At 64.8% G+C, this 14172-nt stretch carries 14 protein-coding genes; 5 read left to right on the top strand and 9 right to left on the bottom strand.

All coding sequences use genetic code 11. From position 1 onward, the window contains the following. Positions 1-27: 27 nt before the first annotated feature. The 4 genes from rfbD to ACQY4V_RS19025 all read right to left on the bottom strand — a co-directional run bounded on the left by rfbD (position 28) and on the right by ACQY4V_RS19025 (position 4112). A complete protein-coding gene (rfbD, locus tag ACQY4V_RS19010) occupies positions 28-888 on the bottom strand; it encodes a dTDP-4-dehydrorhamnose reductase (protein WP_428514411.1) in 861 nt (286 codons plus the stop codon). A 91-nt stretch (positions 889-979) separates the two neighbouring features. Further along, positions 980-2029 carry a dTDP-glucose 4,6-dehydratase gene (rfbB, locus tag ACQY4V_RS19015; protein WP_428514413.1) on the bottom strand — a complete coding sequence of 350 codons (1050 nt, stop codon included), beginning with the start codon at positions 2027-2029 and terminating at the stop codon, positions 980-982. Further along, positions 2026-2571 (bottom strand): dTDP-4-dehydrorhamnose 3,5-epimerase, encoded by a 546-nt coding sequence (gene rfbC, locus ACQY4V_RS19020; RefSeq protein WP_428514415.1) that lies wholly within the window; start codon positions 2569-2571, stop codon positions 2026-2028. The genes rfbB and rfbC overlap by 4 nt, the downstream gene beginning before the upstream one ends. Positions 2572-2696: 125 nt before the next feature. Then, positions 2697-4112 carry a mannose-1-phosphate guanylyltransferase/mannose-6-phosphate isomerase gene (locus tag ACQY4V_RS19025; RefSeq protein ID WP_428514417.1) on the bottom strand — a complete coding sequence of 472 codons (1416 nt, stop codon included), beginning with the start codon at positions 4110-4112 and terminating at the stop codon, positions 2697-2699. A 219-nt stretch (positions 4113-4331) separates the two neighbouring features. Between ACQY4V_RS19025 and ACQY4V_RS19030 the strand changes: the two genes are divergently transcribed. From ACQY4V_RS19030 to ACQY4V_RS19045, 4 genes are read left to right on the top strand one after another with little or no spacing between them, the layout of a single operon-like run. After that, positions 4332-5297, top strand: a complete 966-nt coding sequence (locus ACQY4V_RS19030) for a metal ABC transporter solute-binding protein, Zn/Mn family (protein WP_428514419.1) — start codon at positions 4332-4334, stop codon at positions 5295-5297. Between the two features lie 4 nt (positions 5298-5301). Continuing rightward, positions 5302-6096, top strand: a complete 795-nt coding sequence (locus ACQY4V_RS19035; RefSeq protein ID WP_428514421.1) for a metal ABC transporter ATP-binding protein — start codon at positions 5302-5304, stop codon at positions 6094-6096. 6 nt (positions 6097-6102) lie between these two features. Further along, positions 6103-7302, top strand: coding sequence for a metal ABC transporter permease (locus ACQY4V_RS19040; protein WP_428514424.1), 1200 nt, complete (start codon positions 6103-6105; stop codon positions 7300-7302). Next, on the top strand, positions 7302-8231 hold the full coding sequence (locus tag ACQY4V_RS19045; RefSeq protein WP_428514426.1) for a metal ABC transporter permease: 930 nt from the start codon (positions 7302-7304) through the stop codon (positions 8229-8231). The genes ACQY4V_RS19040 and ACQY4V_RS19045 overlap by 1 nt, the downstream gene beginning before the upstream one ends. Here the strand turns inward: ACQY4V_RS19045 and ACQY4V_RS19050 are convergent. Both ACQY4V_RS19050 and ACQY4V_RS19055 read right to left on the bottom strand, forming a co-directional pair. Continuing rightward, entirely contained in the window at positions 8228-8950 is a 723-nt protein-coding gene (locus ACQY4V_RS19050; RefSeq protein ID WP_428514428.1) for a 2-dehydro-3-deoxygalactonokinase, read from the bottom strand. The two genes, ACQY4V_RS19045 and ACQY4V_RS19050, sit on opposite strands and share 4 nt — an antisense overlap. Then, positions 8947-9363, bottom strand: a complete 417-nt coding sequence (locus ACQY4V_RS19055) for a TIGR01244 family sulfur transferase (protein WP_152490949.1) — start codon at positions 9361-9363, stop codon at positions 8947-8949. Before ACQY4V_RS19055 ends, ACQY4V_RS19050 begins: the two co-directional genes overlap by 4 nt. 158 nt (positions 9364-9521) lie before the next feature. Between ACQY4V_RS19055 and ACQY4V_RS19060 the strand changes: the two genes are divergently transcribed. Beyond that, positions 9522-9809: a hypothetical protein gene (locus tag ACQY4V_RS19060; RefSeq protein WP_152490950.1), complete on the top strand. Its 288-nt coding sequence runs from the start codon at positions 9522-9524 to the stop codon at positions 9807-9809. Between the two features lie 60 nt (positions 9810-9869). Here ACQY4V_RS19060 and ACQY4V_RS19065 read toward each other — a convergent pair whose 3' ends face one another. The 3 genes from ACQY4V_RS19065 to ACQY4V_RS19075 all read right to left on the bottom strand — a co-directional run bounded on the left by ACQY4V_RS19065 (position 9870) and on the right by ACQY4V_RS19075 (position 13793). Beyond that, positions 9870-10880, bottom strand: coding sequence for a cytochrome d ubiquinol oxidase subunit II (locus ACQY4V_RS19065; RefSeq protein WP_428514431.1), 1011 nt, complete (start codon positions 10878-10880; stop codon positions 9870-9872). Between the two features lie 5 nt (positions 10881-10885). After that, positions 10886-12262: a cytochrome ubiquinol oxidase subunit I gene (locus tag ACQY4V_RS19070; RefSeq protein ID WP_428514433.1), complete on the bottom strand. Its 1377-nt coding sequence runs from the start codon at positions 12260-12262 to the stop codon at positions 10886-10888. Between the two features lie 181 nt (positions 12263-12443). Beyond that, on the bottom strand, positions 12444-13793 hold the full coding sequence (locus ACQY4V_RS19075) for an aminotransferase class III-fold pyridoxal phosphate-dependent enzyme (RefSeq protein WP_428514435.1): 1350 nt from the start codon (positions 13791-13793) through the stop codon (positions 12444-12446). Between the last annotated feature and the right edge of the window lie 379 nt (positions 13794-14172).

Here is a 14172-nt window from a genome sequence, read left to right on the forward strand (position 1 = left end):
CCGCGGTCACGCAGGTGCGTTGTCAGATCAAGCATCTTGCGCCTCCTTCAGGGCCTTCAGAATGTCGTCGAGGCCGTCGCGCCAGTCGGGGCGGGACAGGCCGAATACGGTTTCGGTTCTGGTGCAATCCAGCCGCGAGTTCAATGGCCGGGCCGCGGGGGTCGGATAGTCCGCGGTGGGGATGTCCGTGACCGCGCAGCTCAGCCCGGCATTGTCGAAGATCGCACGGGCGAAATCGGCCCAGCTGACATCGGGCCCGCCCGAGAAGTGGAAGGTGCCCGACAGCGCCGGATCGCGGCGCAGCGCGTCACCGATACTCAGGCAGGCCGTCGCGATGTCGCGCGCGGGCGTCGGCCCGCCCACCTGATCGGCGACGATGGTCAGCGCGTCCCGCTCGGCCCCGAGGCGCAGCATTGTCTTGACGAAATTTGCCCCGTGCGCCGACACCACCCAGGAGGTGCGCAGGATGGCGTGGACGCCGCCGGCTGCCCGCACCGCCTCTTCGCCTGCCAGCTTGGTGCGGCCATAGGCGTTTTGCGGCGCGGTCGCGTCGGAGGGCGCCCAAGGGCGGGTGCCGGTGCCCTCGAACACGTAATCGGTGGAAATATGAACGAAGGGCACGCCCAGTTCCGCCGCCGCGCGCGCCATCGCGCCGGGGGCGTCGGCGTTGATGATGTGGGCCAGCGCCTCTTCCTCCTCGGCGCGGTCGACGGCGGTGTAGGCGGCGGCGTTGATCACAAGGTCGGGACGGTGCGCGGCGATTGCGGCAGCGCAGGCGGCGGGGTCGGTCAGGTCGGCGCTGTCGCGTCCCAGAAACGTGGCGTCGGGTGCCGAGCGACGCAGTTCGGTTGCCACCTGGCCCGAGCTGCCGAAAACGAGTGTGTTCATCCGTCGTGCTCCAATTGCGTTGACACGGCTGACGGGTCCCCGCGTCGATAGTTCCTGACGCGCGGTTCTGCCATACGGTTTGTCCCGGGGCCTATCGCACGCCCCCAGCGCCAAGACGTTGCCCGACGCCGTCGCGGGACTGCAATGCGCGCCACCATGCCTCGTTGTCCAGATACCACTGCACGGTCCGCTCCAGCCCTTCTTCGACGGTGACGGACGGACGCCAGCCCAGTTCCTGCCGGATGCGCGTGGGGTCGATGGCATAGCGGGCGTCATGGCCGGGGCGGTCGGTGACGAAGGTGATCTGATCGGCGTAGGAGCCGCTGCCCTTCGGGCGCTTCTCGTCGAGGATCGCGCAGAGAGACTGGACCAGTTCGAGGTTCGTGCGCTCGTTTTCGCCACCGATGTTGTAACTTTCGCCAACGGCGCCCTTCGCCAGAACGGTCAGCAGGGCGTCGGCGTGATCCTCGACATAAAGCCAGTCGCGCACGTTGGAGCCGTCGCCGTAGATCGGCAGCGGTTTGCCCGCCAAAGCGTTGAGGATGATCACCGGGATCAGCTTTTCCGGGAAATGGTAGGGGCCGTAATTGTTGGAACAGTTGGTGAGCACCACCGGCAAGCCATAGGTTTCGTGCCAGGCGCGCACCAGGTGGTCCGAGGCCGCCTTGGAGGCCGAGTAGGGCGAGCGCGGATCGTAGGGCGTGGTTTCGGTGAACATGCCGGTCAGGCCCAGCGAGCCGAAGACCTCGTCGGTCGAGATGTGATGGAACCGGAAGGTCTCAAGGCGGCCCCGGGCCTCCCAATAGTCGCGAGACGCTTCGAGCAGGGTGTAGGTGCCCATGACATTGGTGTCGATGAACGCTCCGGGCCCGTCGATCGAGCGGTCGACATGGGATTCCGCGGCCAGGTGCATGATTGCGTCGGGCTGGTGTTCGGCCAGGGCGGCATCGAGCGCGGGCCGGTCGCGGATGTCTGCCTGGACGAAACTGTATCCGGGATCGGAGGCCACGGGCGCCACGTTGTCCAGGCAGGCGGCATAGGTCAGGGCGTCGAGGTTCACCACCGCGTGGCCGCGCGCGATGGCCAGCCGCACCACAGCCGATCCTATGAACCCGGCGCCGCCGGTTACGAGCAGCTTCATGGTTCACCCGTCCAGACGAAGGGGCTGTCGAACTCGGCCAGGCGCGGCGCGGCCGCGTCCTTTTCCGACAGGACCGCGTCGCCGGAAAGGTTCCAGTCGATGCCGATATCAGGGTCATCGAAGAACACCGCGCCATCGCATTCGGGCGCATAGTAATCGCTGCATTTGTAGACGATTTCGGTGGCGGGCTCACGCGTGGCGAACCCGTGCAGGAAGCCTTCGGGGATCAGAAGCTGCAGGCCGTTCTCGAAGCTGAGGTCGTAGCCCAGCCATTGCCCGTAGGTGGGGCTGCCTTTGCGGATGTCGACGACCACATCAAACAGGCGCCCGCGCCCGCAGCGCACCAGTTTGGCCTGGGCGTGGGGGGGCGACTGGAAATGCAGGCCGCGCACCGTGTCGGTTTGCGCCGACAGCGAGTGATTGTCCTGAACGAAGTCGATTTCGATTCCATGGGCCGCCAGCGTCTTGCGACTCCAGCTTTCACTGAAGAAGCCCCGCGCGTCGCCGAAGCGGGCCGGCTCGAGCAGCAATACGCCCGGCAAGGCAGTTTCTTTGATGTTCACAGGCGCGCCTCCGCTTGAAATCGCTCCGGTAGTATCAGCCGATCCGGATGTTGTCACGACGCGACGATTGCACCTTTGCAGAGGTAAAGATTGCCGGTACGGGCCTATGACCGCGCATATACGTCCTCGTAACGGATGATGTCATCTTCGCCCAGGTAGCTGCCGGTCTGAACCTCGATCAGGACCATGGGCACCTTGCCCGGATTTTCCATCCGGTGGACCGCGCCAAGCGGGATGTAGACCGACTGGTTCTCCGTGATCAGCTCTTCCTTGCCGTCGATTGTCACCTTGGCTGTGCCCTGAACCACGATCCAGTGTTCGGAGCGGTGGTTGTGGCTTTGCAGGCTGAGCGCAGCGCCGGGATGCACGTGGATGCGCTTGACTTGGAAGCGTTCGCCACGCGCGAGGCTTTCGAACCAGCCCCAGGGACGGTGGTCCTTGGGATACTCCGTTGCTTGCGCAGCGGACTTTTTCTTCAGCGCGTCGACGGCTTTTTTCACACTTTGGGCCTGCGAGGCGTGTGCCACCAGCACGGCATCGGGCATGGCGACGGCCACGATGTCCTTGAGCCCGATGCCCACCAGTTCGAGCCGGTCGGATTCAGAACGCAGAAGCGTGTTTTCGCACTCCAGCGCCGTGGCGGGGCCACTGGTGGCGACGCCTTTTTCATCCTGCTGGCTTTCGCGCCATATCGCGTCCCAGCCGCCAAGGTCGGACCAGCCGTGTGACAGCGGTACCACCGAAAGGTTCTTCGAGCGTTCCATCACAGCGAAGTCGATCGAGATGTCCTCGGCCCGCGCCCAAGGCTCGGGCGCGAGGCGAAGGAAGCCAAGGTCGGGCTGTGCGCCCTCCAGCGCCGCGCGAACGGGTTCCACGAGATTCGGCGCACTGGCATCGAAGGCTGCCAGGATATCGCTGGCGCGGAACAGGAAGATCCCGCCGTTCCACAGGTGACGTCCATCGGCCACCATCTCTGCTGCCCGCGCGGCGTCAGGTTTCTCGACGAACCGCGACAGGGCCACGGGGTTGGCGCCGTCCGGCTCTGCGGCAAGCTGGAGATAGCCGTAGCCGGTTTCGGCATAGCTGGGGGTGATGCCGAACGTGACCAGATCGCCCTTGAGCGCGGCAGGCACGCCGGCTTGCACTGTGGCGCGAAACGCCTCCGCGTCGTTGACCGCGTGATCGCACGGCGCGACGAGCATCAGGGCGTCCGAGTCCTGTTTCGACAGGTAAAGCGCGGCGGCAAGGATGGCCGGGGCGGTGTTGCGCCCCTCGGGTTCCAGCATGATCGTGCCGGGATCTATGCCGACGTCGTGCAACTGCTCTGCGACAATGAAGCGGAAATCGGATGCGGTGATCACGAGGGGCGCGGCGTAATCCTGGCCCGACAGACGCTGCGCCGTCCGCTGAAAGAGCGTGCCCTGGTCCCAGACCGGCGCAAACTGTTTCGGGTAGGATTTTCGGCTGAGCGGCCAAAGCCGTGTCCCTGAGCCGCCGCACAGAAGCACTGGTGTGATCATGTCGCCCTACCTTATTTTCACTATTAAGGAACGTTCAGTCGAGACCGAAAGCTTGCCGATCCACTTTTACAGCGCAAGACGTGACACTTACAGTCCGCGTTTTCGCTATTTTCTGTTTCCGTCGCGGCTGTTTCGCGCGGATCGGGGCGCCGCGCCGGGTTGACTTTTGAGAATGACTTGCATAATCATTTTAAACGCCTCAAGGAGAGTCCTGACATCATGCAATTGTCTCGCCGAAATCTGTTGATCACCTCCCTGTCTGCCGCTGCTCTGGCCGGGACGCCGCTGCGGGCGCAAGGCGCGGCTTTGTCAGTGGTTGCAACGACCGGGATGATCGCCGACGCCGCGCGGCGCGTCGGAGGGGACCTCGTAGAGGTCACGGCGCTGATGGGCCCGGGTATCGATCCGCATTCCTATCGCCAGACCCGAACCGACATCCAGGCCGCTCTGCGCGCCGACGTGGTTCTATGGCACGGGTTATACCTCGAGGCGCAGATGGAAGAGTTCCTGCTGAAGCTGGGCGAACGCGGGACTGCGGTGCCGGTAGGCGAAAGCGTGCCGCGGGACCGGCGGATCGCGCATGAGGATTACGACGACAAGTTCGACCCACATGTCTGGATGGTGCCCGAACTTTGGGCCTACGTGGTCAATGGCGTTCGTGACGCGTTGAGCGACGCCGCGCCAGATCACGCCGATCAATTCGCGGCCAACGCAGCCGCCTATCTGAAGGAACTGGACGCGCTGGCGTCCTATGCGCACCGCGTGCTGGAGACGGTGCCGTCTTCCGCCCGCGTCCTGTTGAGCGCGCATGACGCCTTTGGCTATTTCGGCGAGGCCTATGATTTCGAAGTCGTCGGGATTCAGGGCATCTCCACGGAGTCGGAGGCCGGGCTGAACCGGATCAGGACATTGGCCGATATGCTGGTGGAACGCGGCATCGGGGCGGTGTTTGTCGAAACCTCCGTCAGCGACCGCAACATTCGCGCCTTGATCGAAGGGGCGGCGGCGCAGGGCCACGAGGTGAAGATCGGTGGCGAGCTCTTTTCCGACGCGATGGGTGCGCCGGGCACGTATACCGGCACCTATATCGGTATGATCGACCACAATGTCTCGACGATCGCCCAGGCGCTGGGTGGCAAGGTGCCCGACCGCGGCATGCAGGGCAAGCTGGTGGAAGGGAGCTGAGGCGGTGACGGTGAAGGTGGTAACGACCGAGACCGAGCGCGAGGATCGCGATGCGCTGGCGGCGAGCCCGCTCGCGGTGCGCGGCCTGACCGTATCCTACGGGGAAAAGCCTGCGGTGTTTTCCCTGGATGCGACGTTTCAGCAAGGCGCGATGACGGCCATCATCGGGCCGAACGGCGCGGGCAAGTCGACGATGCTGAAGGCCGCGCTGGGGATCGTCAAGCCGGTCTCCGGGCGGGTCACGGCGTGGGGTGAGGCTCTCGAAAAGATGCGGGCCCGGATCGCCTATGTGCCGCAACGGGCCAGCGTGGACTGGGATTTCCCCGCGCGGGTTCTGGACGTTGTGCTGATGGGCCAATACCGAGACCTCGGCCTGTTGGGGCGGATAAAAACCAAGCACATGCAAGCCGCGCTGCACTGTCTCGAGCGCGTGGGCATGGACGGCTTTGCGGACAGGCAGATCGGGCAATTGTCCGGCGGCCAGCAACAGCGGGTGTTCCTGGCGCGGGCCCTGGCGCAGGATGCGGACCTTTATCTTCTGGACGAACCTTTCGCGGGGGTCGATGCCGCGACCGAGACGGCGATAATCTCTGTGCTGAAGGACCTGCGCGGGCTGGGCAAGACGGTGGTTGCGGTGCATCACGACCTGTCGACGGTCGCCGAGTATTTCGACCGCGTTTTCGTCATCAGCACCAGCAAGATTGCCGAAGGGTCGGTGGCCGATGCCTTTACCCGCGCCAACCTTCAGGAGGCGTATGGCGGACGGTTGGCCACGGCCCAGATGGGCGCCCTGGGATAATCCGCGATGGTTTGGGACGCACTGACGCTGCAACTTGGATACAACGCCACGCTCGTGACGCTTGGTGCCGCCTTGCTTGGCATGGCGGCCGGCGCCACGGGCACGTTTCTGTTCCTGGGGAAAAGGGCGCTGGTCAGTGATGCGATCAGCCATGCGACCCTTCCGGGGGTCGCGCTTGCCTTCATCGCGATGGTGGCACTGGGCGGAGACGGCAGGGCGCTGCCGGGCCTTCTGGCGGGATCGGCCCTGTCGGCAGCGGTCGGGCTGTTGTGCGTCAGCGCTCTGACCAACAGGACGCGACTGTCGGAAGATGCGGCGATTGGCGCCGTTCTGTCGGTTTTCTTCGGGTTCGGTATCGTTCTTCTGACGGTGATCCAGTCGATGAGTTCCGGGCGGCAGGCGGGGTTGGAGAGCTTTCTGCTGGGCTCGACGGCAGGAATGTTGCGGCAGGACGCGGTGGTGATCGCGTCCGGCGGAGCGATCGTGCTGTTACTGGTTGCCGCGCTCCGGCGGCCCATGACGATGGTTGCGTTCGACCGTGTGTTCGCGGCGAGCCTCGGGGTCAATGTTCCGCGGGTCGAGCTGGCAATGATGGGCCTGGCGCTGGCGATCACCGTCGTGGGCCTGAAGGTCGTGGGATTGATCCTGATCGTCGCGCTGCTGATCATTCCGGCGGTCGCGGCACGGTTCTGGACCGACCGGGTCGGACGGGTCGTGATCCTGGCCGGCGTGATCGGCGGGTTGTCCGGTTACGCGGGCGCGGCATTTTCGGCCACGGCGCCGGCACTGCCCACGGGACCGATCATCGTCCTGGTGTCCTTCGCGCTGTTCACCCTGTCCCTGTTCGCGGCGCCCAATCGCGGCGTTCTTGCCGCGGTTCTGAAACATCAGCGGTTCCGGGCGCGGGTCCATGAGCGGCAGGGGTTGCTGGCCCTGGCGCAGGGGCAACCGATCTACGAGGGCCTGACGCTGCGCCTGATGCAGCGCCGTGGGCTGATCCGGGCGGATGGCGTGGCGACCGAACTGGGACAGTCGCAGGCGGCACAGGCCCTGCGCGACGAGCGGCGCTGGCAGGTGTTGCGCTCGAACCCGGCCTATGAGGAAGCGGCGGCAAGCTATGACGGGCTGACACCGCTGGACGATGTCCTGACGCCGGATCAGCTGGGTGCGCTGGATCGCGAGTTGCGGCCGAAGGGAGTGTCGTGATGGGCGAGGAATTCGTTGTTCTGTCCCTGGCGCCGATGCTGATCGGCATCTTTGCCGCCGTGGCCTGCGCGATACCCGGCAATTTCCTGTTGCTGCGGCGACAGGCGCTGATCGGCGATGCGATCAGTCACGTGGTTCTGCCCGGGATCGTGGTGGCCTTCCTGGTGACGGGCGCGGTCTCGGCCTGGCCCATGATGCTGGGCGCGGGCGGCGCATCGCTTGTGGCTGTCGGCCTGATCGAGGCGATCAGGCGGCTGGGCGGGATCGAGCCGGGCGCGGCGATGGGTGTGGTGTTTACAGCGATGTTCGCAGGCGGTGTCCTGTTGCTGGAACAGTCGGACACCTCTTCGGTACATCTTGATGTCGAACACGCGCTTTACGGCAATCTTGAAAGCCTGATCTGGCTGGACGCGCAGGGTTGGGCGTCGCTTTGGGACATCGGGGCCTTGCGGGGCCTTCCGCCCGAGTTGCCCCGGATGGCCCTGACCCTGGTGCTGGTGATCGCGCTGACATGGGTGTTCTGGCGACCGCTGAAACTGTCGACCTTCGACGAAGGGTTTGCCCGCACGATGGGCCTGCCCGTCAGCCTGATCGGACTGGGACTGGTCGTGGTGGCGGCCATCGCGGCGGTGGCGGCGTTCGACGCGGTAGGCTCGATCATCGTGATCGCCATGTTCATCTGCCCGCCGGCGGCCGCACGGATGGTCACCAACGGCCTTGAGGCGCAGGTGGCATGGTCGATCGGTTTCGCCGTGGTCTCGGCGGTGTTGGGCTACGTGCTGGCAGGCTACGGTCCGCTCTGGTTGGGATACGACGACGCGGTCAGCGCGGCAGGCATGATCGCGACAGTTTCGGGGGCCATCCTGGGGCTGGCCGCCACGTTCGGCCCGTGCCGCCACCGGAGCGGCGCCAGTGCGGTGACATCTTAGCTGTCTGTCAGTCCCAGCGCGCGGCCCAACGCCGCAATCCCGGATGCGACGAGATCGCCGGGTGCCAGCGCTGCGGCAGGCACGCCTTGTGCGGCAAGCGCGGTCATGTGCGGCGCAGGTTCGGCAGAGATCACCAACACTTCCTGTCCGAGCCAATAGGGTCGGGTGGCGGCCAGTTCCGCGCCCAGAAGATGACCTGTCAGCGCCACGCGGTCGCCCGAGATTTCCGCCTGACGCAAATGCGCGGCAAGGCGCTCTGGCCGGCTCAGCGTGTCTGCCAGTGCATCGGGATCGGCTGTTGCGGCACCGCCGAGCGCGGTCACGAGGCGTGGGGTGAGAACTGTCTGGACGCTGACCGCTTCGCCGGCGCTGATGTGGATCCAGTGTGTCACGTCGGATTGAGTGGCGCATATCACGCCGTCCCAATGCACGCGACTTGCCAGCGCACCGGCGATCCACAGACGCACGCTGGCGCTGATGATGTCGGGCGGGTTGGCCTGTTCGAGCGCGCGCAGGGTATCGCCAGTCTTCGGCAGGATGCCGGTGGGCAACCGATCGGGTGCTCCATCCCCCAACCGCACCAGACGCGGTGCGTCGCCGAGCTCTGCCAGCACCGCATCCTCGGAGGATCCGGTGGCATGTCTCAGGATGCTGTCGCCTTTGACAAGGTATCCGGACTGGCCGGCGTTATCGGGAACGAGTGCAATCCAGCGGGTCATCGCGCCTGCATCTGGCGCACCAGCGGGGCCACGTCGTATCCCGCCTTGGCGGCGCGGTCGATGATTTCGCTGTCGTCGCGACGGCCGTGTTCGACCGCGGCCCAAAGCATGGTGCAGCGCGTCCCGCTGCGGCAATAGGCCAGGATGGGCTTGGGCAGATCCTTGAGCGCCGCGTCGAATTCGGCCAGCGCTTCGGGTGTGATCATGCCGGAGATTATCGGAATGCTGCGGATTTCCAGGCCCTCGGCCTTCGCCGCCTGCTCGATTGCCTCGAACTCGGGCTGGCCGAATTCTTCGCCATCGGGACGGTTGCACAGGATGGATTGGAACCCCGCGCCGGCGATCTCCTTGATGTGGGCCGCGTCGATCTGTGGCGAGACCGCGAATTCCTTGGTCAGGGGGCGAATGTCCATGGCTTGGCTCCTGTTCCGATGGGCCCATATGGGCGCAAACGGGGGCGGATTTCAATGCTGGCCTTGGATGTTTGCGGCCTGTCGGCACGCAGGCCCGATCCGTGCTATAGTCCGAGTCTCACGGTTATTGACCGCACTGAATGGGAGGATCGACCAACATGACGGACAAGGACGCCTACACCAAGAAGCTAGAGGCCCAGATGAAGGAATGGCAGGCCAATATCGACAAGCTGCGGGCGCAGGCCGAGAAGGCGCAGGCCGATTCCCAGATCGAGTACGAGCGACAACTCAAGGATCTGCGCAGCCGCCGCGATGAACTTCAGGAAAAGTTGAGCGAGTTGCAGAAGAACCAGTCCGCGGCCTGGAACGACATCAAGGCCGGGGCGGACAAGGCGTGGGACGACATGTCCAAGGCGATGCAGGATGCGTGGAAGCGGTTCGGCTGAACTGTCGCGGCACGCTTTGCGGCCCGGCGCCGATGGTTCCGGACCGTCGGCATGCCCGGGTCAGTCGTAGCGCAGATCGGTCGCCTTGCCGCGAAAAACCACGTAGGACAGGACGGTGTATCCGATGATCATCGGCAGTACGAGGAGCGTGCCGACCAGGATGATCATCAGGCTTTCCGGCGCGCTGGCCGACTCGTAGAGGGTCAGCCGCTCGGGCACGACGTAGGGATAGAACGAATACGCCATGCCGACGAAGCCGAGCGTGAAAAGCGCAATCGTGAGGCTGAATGGCAGGAACGAAAGCGCGTCGTTTTCCCTGGGAAGTGTTCTGAGGACCCACCACAGCGCCAGGAGCAGTCCCGCGGAAACAAGTGGCAACGGCGCAAGCAGGTAAAGCTCGGGGAAAGAGAACCATTTTTCGAAGATGCGGGCGCTGACATAGGGCGAGCCCAGCGACACCGCCCCGAGCCCGAGCACGACACCCCAGATCCCGCGTCGGGCCCAGTGGATCGCCTTGACCTGAAGGTCGCCTTCGGCCTTGAGGATCATCCACGTGGCCCCGATGAAGGAATAGGCGACCGTCAGAAAAACCGCGGTCGTCGCGGCGAAGATTAGGGTAAACGGGCTGATCACAAGGCCCATGACGTAAAGGCCCAGCATGAAGCCCTGCGACAGCGAGGCCATGAGGCTGCCCCAGAAGAATGACAGATCCCAGAGCCGTTTGCGCCGGGCCGGCGCCTTGGCGCGAAACTCGAACGCCACACCGCGCAGGATAAGCCCCACCAGCATCGCGGCGACCGGCAGGTAGAGCGCCGTCAGGATGACCCCGTGGGCGGTGGGGAACGCGACCAGCAGGATTCCGATGGCCAGGACCAGCCAGGTTTCATTGGCGTCCCAGAACGGCCCGATCGAGGCCACCATCCTGTCCTTCTCGGTGTCCGAGGCAAAGGGGAACAACACGCCGAGGCCCAGGTCGAAGCCGTCCAGGCAGACATATACCAGGATAGAAAGCCCCATGAGGCCTGCGAAGGTGAAGGGCAGCCAGGTTGCCGGGTCTCCGAAAGCGTCCATGGGGGCTACTCCGCCGGGGTCGGGTTCATGCCGGGCACGTCGGGCCGGCCGCGTTTCTTCGCATATTGGCCGTTCCGGGCGAGGTAGAACAACACGCCGATATAAGCGACCAGAAGCGCGACATAGACCGTCAGGTAGACCGCCAGCGTCGTGGCGACCATCGGGCTTGGGACATCCGCCACCGCCTGCTCGGTCGTCATGACGCCCGTCACCAGCCAGGGCTGCCGGCCGATCTCGGTCGTGTACCAGCCTGCGAGGGTTGCAATCCAGCCGGAGAAGGTCATCGGGACCAGCGCCCAGAGAAGCGGTTTCGGCAGTCCGTCGGGACCGCGACGTCGGTAGATCATAAAGGCGGCCGCGGACCAGCTGAGGACCAGCATCGCCAGGCCGGTGCCGACCATAACGCGGAAGGCGTAGAAGACGGGCGCGACAGGCGGGTGGGTTTTCCCGCCGTCGTCGGTGACGAACTCATCGAGACCGGGAACGACGCCATCCGCGTGATGCGTCAGGATAAGAGAGGCAAGGTTCGGGATGGCGATCTCGTAGTGGTTCTCGCGCGCCATCTCGTCGGGGATGGCGAACAGCACGAGAGGGACGTTCGGCCCGGTCTCCCAGTTGGCCTCCATCGCGGCCACTTTGGCGGGCTGGTGTTCAAGCGTATTGAGGCCGTGAAAGTCGCCGGCAAGGATTTGCAAGGGGATGAGCATCGCACCCAGCCCGATCCCTGTCACCATGGCGGTGCGCACATCCTTGGCCCGGTCGCCGCGCAGCCAGCGATAGGCGGAGATACCGGCCAGCAGAAAGGCGACCGTCAATCCCGAGGCTAGAAGCATGTGCACGACGCGATAGGGCATCGACGGGTTGAAGATGATCGCCCACCAGTCGGTTGCATGGGCCACGCCATCTCGAAGCTCGAAACCGGCGGGGGTGTGCATCCAGCTTGACAGAACCAGGATCCAGAAGGCCGACATCGTGGTGCCGAAGGCCACGAGGAACGTTGCCAGCGTGTGCAACCATCCGGGCACGCGCGACATGCCGAAGAGCATGATGCCCAGGAACACCGCCTCGAGGAAGAAGGCGGTCATCACTTCGTAGGCCAGAAGAGGTCCGGCGATGTTGCCCACGGTTTCCATGAAACCGGGCCAGTTGGTGCCGAACTGGAAGGACATCGTGATGCCCGACACGACGCCCAGACCGAAGCTGAGGGCGAAGACCTTGACCCAGAAGCGATAGGCGTCCATCCAGCGGTCTTCCCCGCTGCGCGTATACCTGAGCTTGAAGTACAGCAGCACCCATCCCAAGGCGATCGTGATCGTGGGGAACAGGATGTGGAAGGAAATGTTTGCGCCGAACTGGATGCGCGAAAGTATGAGTGTGTCCATTGTCCTCGCGTTGCCTACATGCTTGCAGGCCGCCCTGTCTGTCTCGTCACAGAGCTAGGGTAAAAACCGCGGATTTCCGCTGGTTGCGACCAGAGGGCGCGGCAGGCGACGGAACCGGCGCGAATTGCGCCGGCAAGGCGGCAGGTGCAGCTTGCGACAGGCGGTGGCCTGTAACCTTGGGTCAGGCGGCCGCAAAGCCCGTGTCCAACGCGGAAAGAACCTGGTCGATTTCGGCTTCCGTGATGATCAGGGGCGGCGACATCAGCAGGTTGTTTCCGCCGATCCGCACCATCGCGCCTGCCTCGTACGTGGCCTTGTGAACCTTCTTGACGGTCGCCGGGTCCATCGGCGTTTTCGCGGACCTGTCGCTGACCAGTTCGATCCCGGTCATCAGGCCGTGGCCGCCGCGGACATCGCCGATGATGTCGTATTTCTCCATCAGGCGCTGCACGCCCTCGAAGAGCTGTGTGCCGCGCGCTGCGGCGTTCGTCTTGGTGTCCAGCCGCATCGTCTCGGACAGGCAGGCCACAACGGCGGCGGCGCCCACGGGATGGGCAGAATAGGTATAGCCGGTCCAGATCGCCCCACTGGCGTCGGCGGTCTCGAACACGTCCGCGACCTTGTCGCTCAGCAACACGCCGCCCACGGGGAAATAGGCGCTGGTGATACCCTTGGCGACGGTCATCATGTCGGGCTTCACGCCCCAGTGCCGGGCGCCCGACCAGTCGCCGGTGCGCCCGAAGCCGCAGATCACCTCGTCGGAAATCAGCAGGATGCCATAGCGGTCGCAGATCTCGCGCATGTGCTTCATGAAGCTGGCGTCGGGCACGATGACGCCGCCCGCGCCCTGGATCGGCTCCATGATGAAGGCGGCGATTGTGCTGGGGTCCTGGAACTCGATCTCGTCCACCATGGCCGCAGCGATGTTCTCGGCCAGCTTGGCCGGGTCGGTCTCATGGTACGGGTTGCGATAGGTGTAGGGGCTGGGCAGGTGGAAACAGCCGGGCAGGAGCGGCTCGTAGGTGATGCGGAAGCGGTTGTTGCCGTTGACCGACGCGCCGCCCCAATGGGTGCCGTGATAGCCCTTTTTCAGCGACAGGAACTTGGTGCGCGTGGGTTCACCACGCAGGCGGTGGTACTGACGGGCCATGCGCAGGGCCGTGTCGACCGCGTCGGACCCGCCGGAGGTGAAGAAGACGCGGGCCATGCCGTCCTCGGCGAAGAATTCATGCACGGCATAGGAGGCCTCGATCGCGGGCGGGTTCGAGGTGCCGGCGAAGGCCGAGTAATAGGGCAATTGCCACAGCTGATCGGAAATGGCCCGCTTGATGGCGTCGTTGGAATAGCCAAGGTTCGTACACCACAGCCCGCCCACGGCATCCACCACGCGGTGCCCGTCGATATCGGTGATCTCGACGCCCTCGGCGCTCTTGATGATGGTGGGCGCGTTCTGTTGCTGCTCGCCGGGATGGCCCATGGGATGCCACAGGTGGCGTGCGTTCATCTCGCGCAGGAAATTTTCGTCTTTCATGGGAGCCCCCGTCACTGAGTCGCGGATTTGATCAAACGTGGCACCACGGCGGGGTTCTGTCCAGTGACCCCAAAGGGGGAGGTGCGCAAAAGAAAGGGGGCCGTTGGTTCGGCCCCTCATTCCCTCCTGCCGCGTTGTAGGATCACCGCGCCGGGTGTGTTTTTTCCCGTCCGGTCGTGGTGTGCCGCGATATGTCGATCGCGACGAATTCGCCTGATGATGAAGGGGGAGTGCCGCGATGCGTGACCAAGGCGGTATCGCCTGACCACATGGTCGCGGGCCGGATCATGCCGGTTCCGCCGCGTGGGTGCGCGGTGCCGTTATGAAAATGTGCCCCAGTGCCGTCCGCAACACGGCGTCCCCCGATACCGGCACGGCT

It is taken from the genome of Roseovarius sp., from assembly GCF_965277045.1.
Taxonomy (GTDB): domain Bacteria; phylum Pseudomonadota; class Alphaproteobacteria; order Rhodobacterales; family Rhodobacteraceae; genus Roseovarius.

Coding starts and splice junctions, on each gene's coding strand:
- ACQY4V_RS19075 (WP_428514435.1), bottom strand. CDS start 13,793: ATGAAAGACGAAAATTTCCTGCGCGAGATGAACGCACGCCACCTGTGG.
- rfbD (WP_428514411.1), bottom strand. CDS start 888: ATGAACACACTCGTTTTCGGCAGCTCGGGCCAGGTGGCAACCGAACTG.
- rfbB (WP_428514413.1), bottom strand. CDS start 2,029: ATGAAGCTGCTCGTAACCGGCGGCGCCGGGTTCATAGGATCGGCTGTG.
- ACQY4V_RS19070 (WP_428514433.1), bottom strand. CDS start 12,262: ATGGACACACTCATACTTTCGCGCATCCAGTTCGGCGCAAACATTTCC.
- ACQY4V_RS19060 (WP_152490950.1), top strand. CDS start 9,522: ATGACGGACAAGGACGCCTACACCAAGAAGCTAGAGGCCCAGATGAAG.
- ACQY4V_RS19025 (WP_428514417.1), bottom strand. CDS start 4,112: ATGATCACACCAGTGCTTCTGTGCGGCGGCTCAGGGACACGGCTTTGG.
- ACQY4V_RS19045 (WP_428514426.1), top strand. CDS start 7,302: ATGGGCGAGGAATTCGTTGTTCTGTCCCTGGCGCCGATGCTGATCGGC.
- ACQY4V_RS19050 (WP_428514428.1), bottom strand. CDS start 8,950: ATGACCCGCTGGATTGCACTCGTTCCCGATAACGCCGGCCAGTCCGGA.
- ACQY4V_RS19040 (WP_428514424.1), top strand. CDS start 6,103: ATGGTTTGGGACGCACTGACGCTGCAACTTGGATACAACGCCACGCTC.
- ACQY4V_RS19065 (WP_428514431.1), bottom strand. CDS start 10,880: ATGGACGCTTTCGGAGACCCGGCAACCTGGCTGCCCTTCACCTTCGCA.
- ACQY4V_RS19030 (WP_428514419.1), top strand. CDS start 4,332: ATGCAATTGTCTCGCCGAAATCTGTTGATCACCTCCCTGTCTGCCGCT.
- ACQY4V_RS19055 (WP_152490949.1), bottom strand. CDS start 9,363: ATGGACATTCGCCCCCTGACCAAGGAATTCGCGGTCTCGCCACAGATC.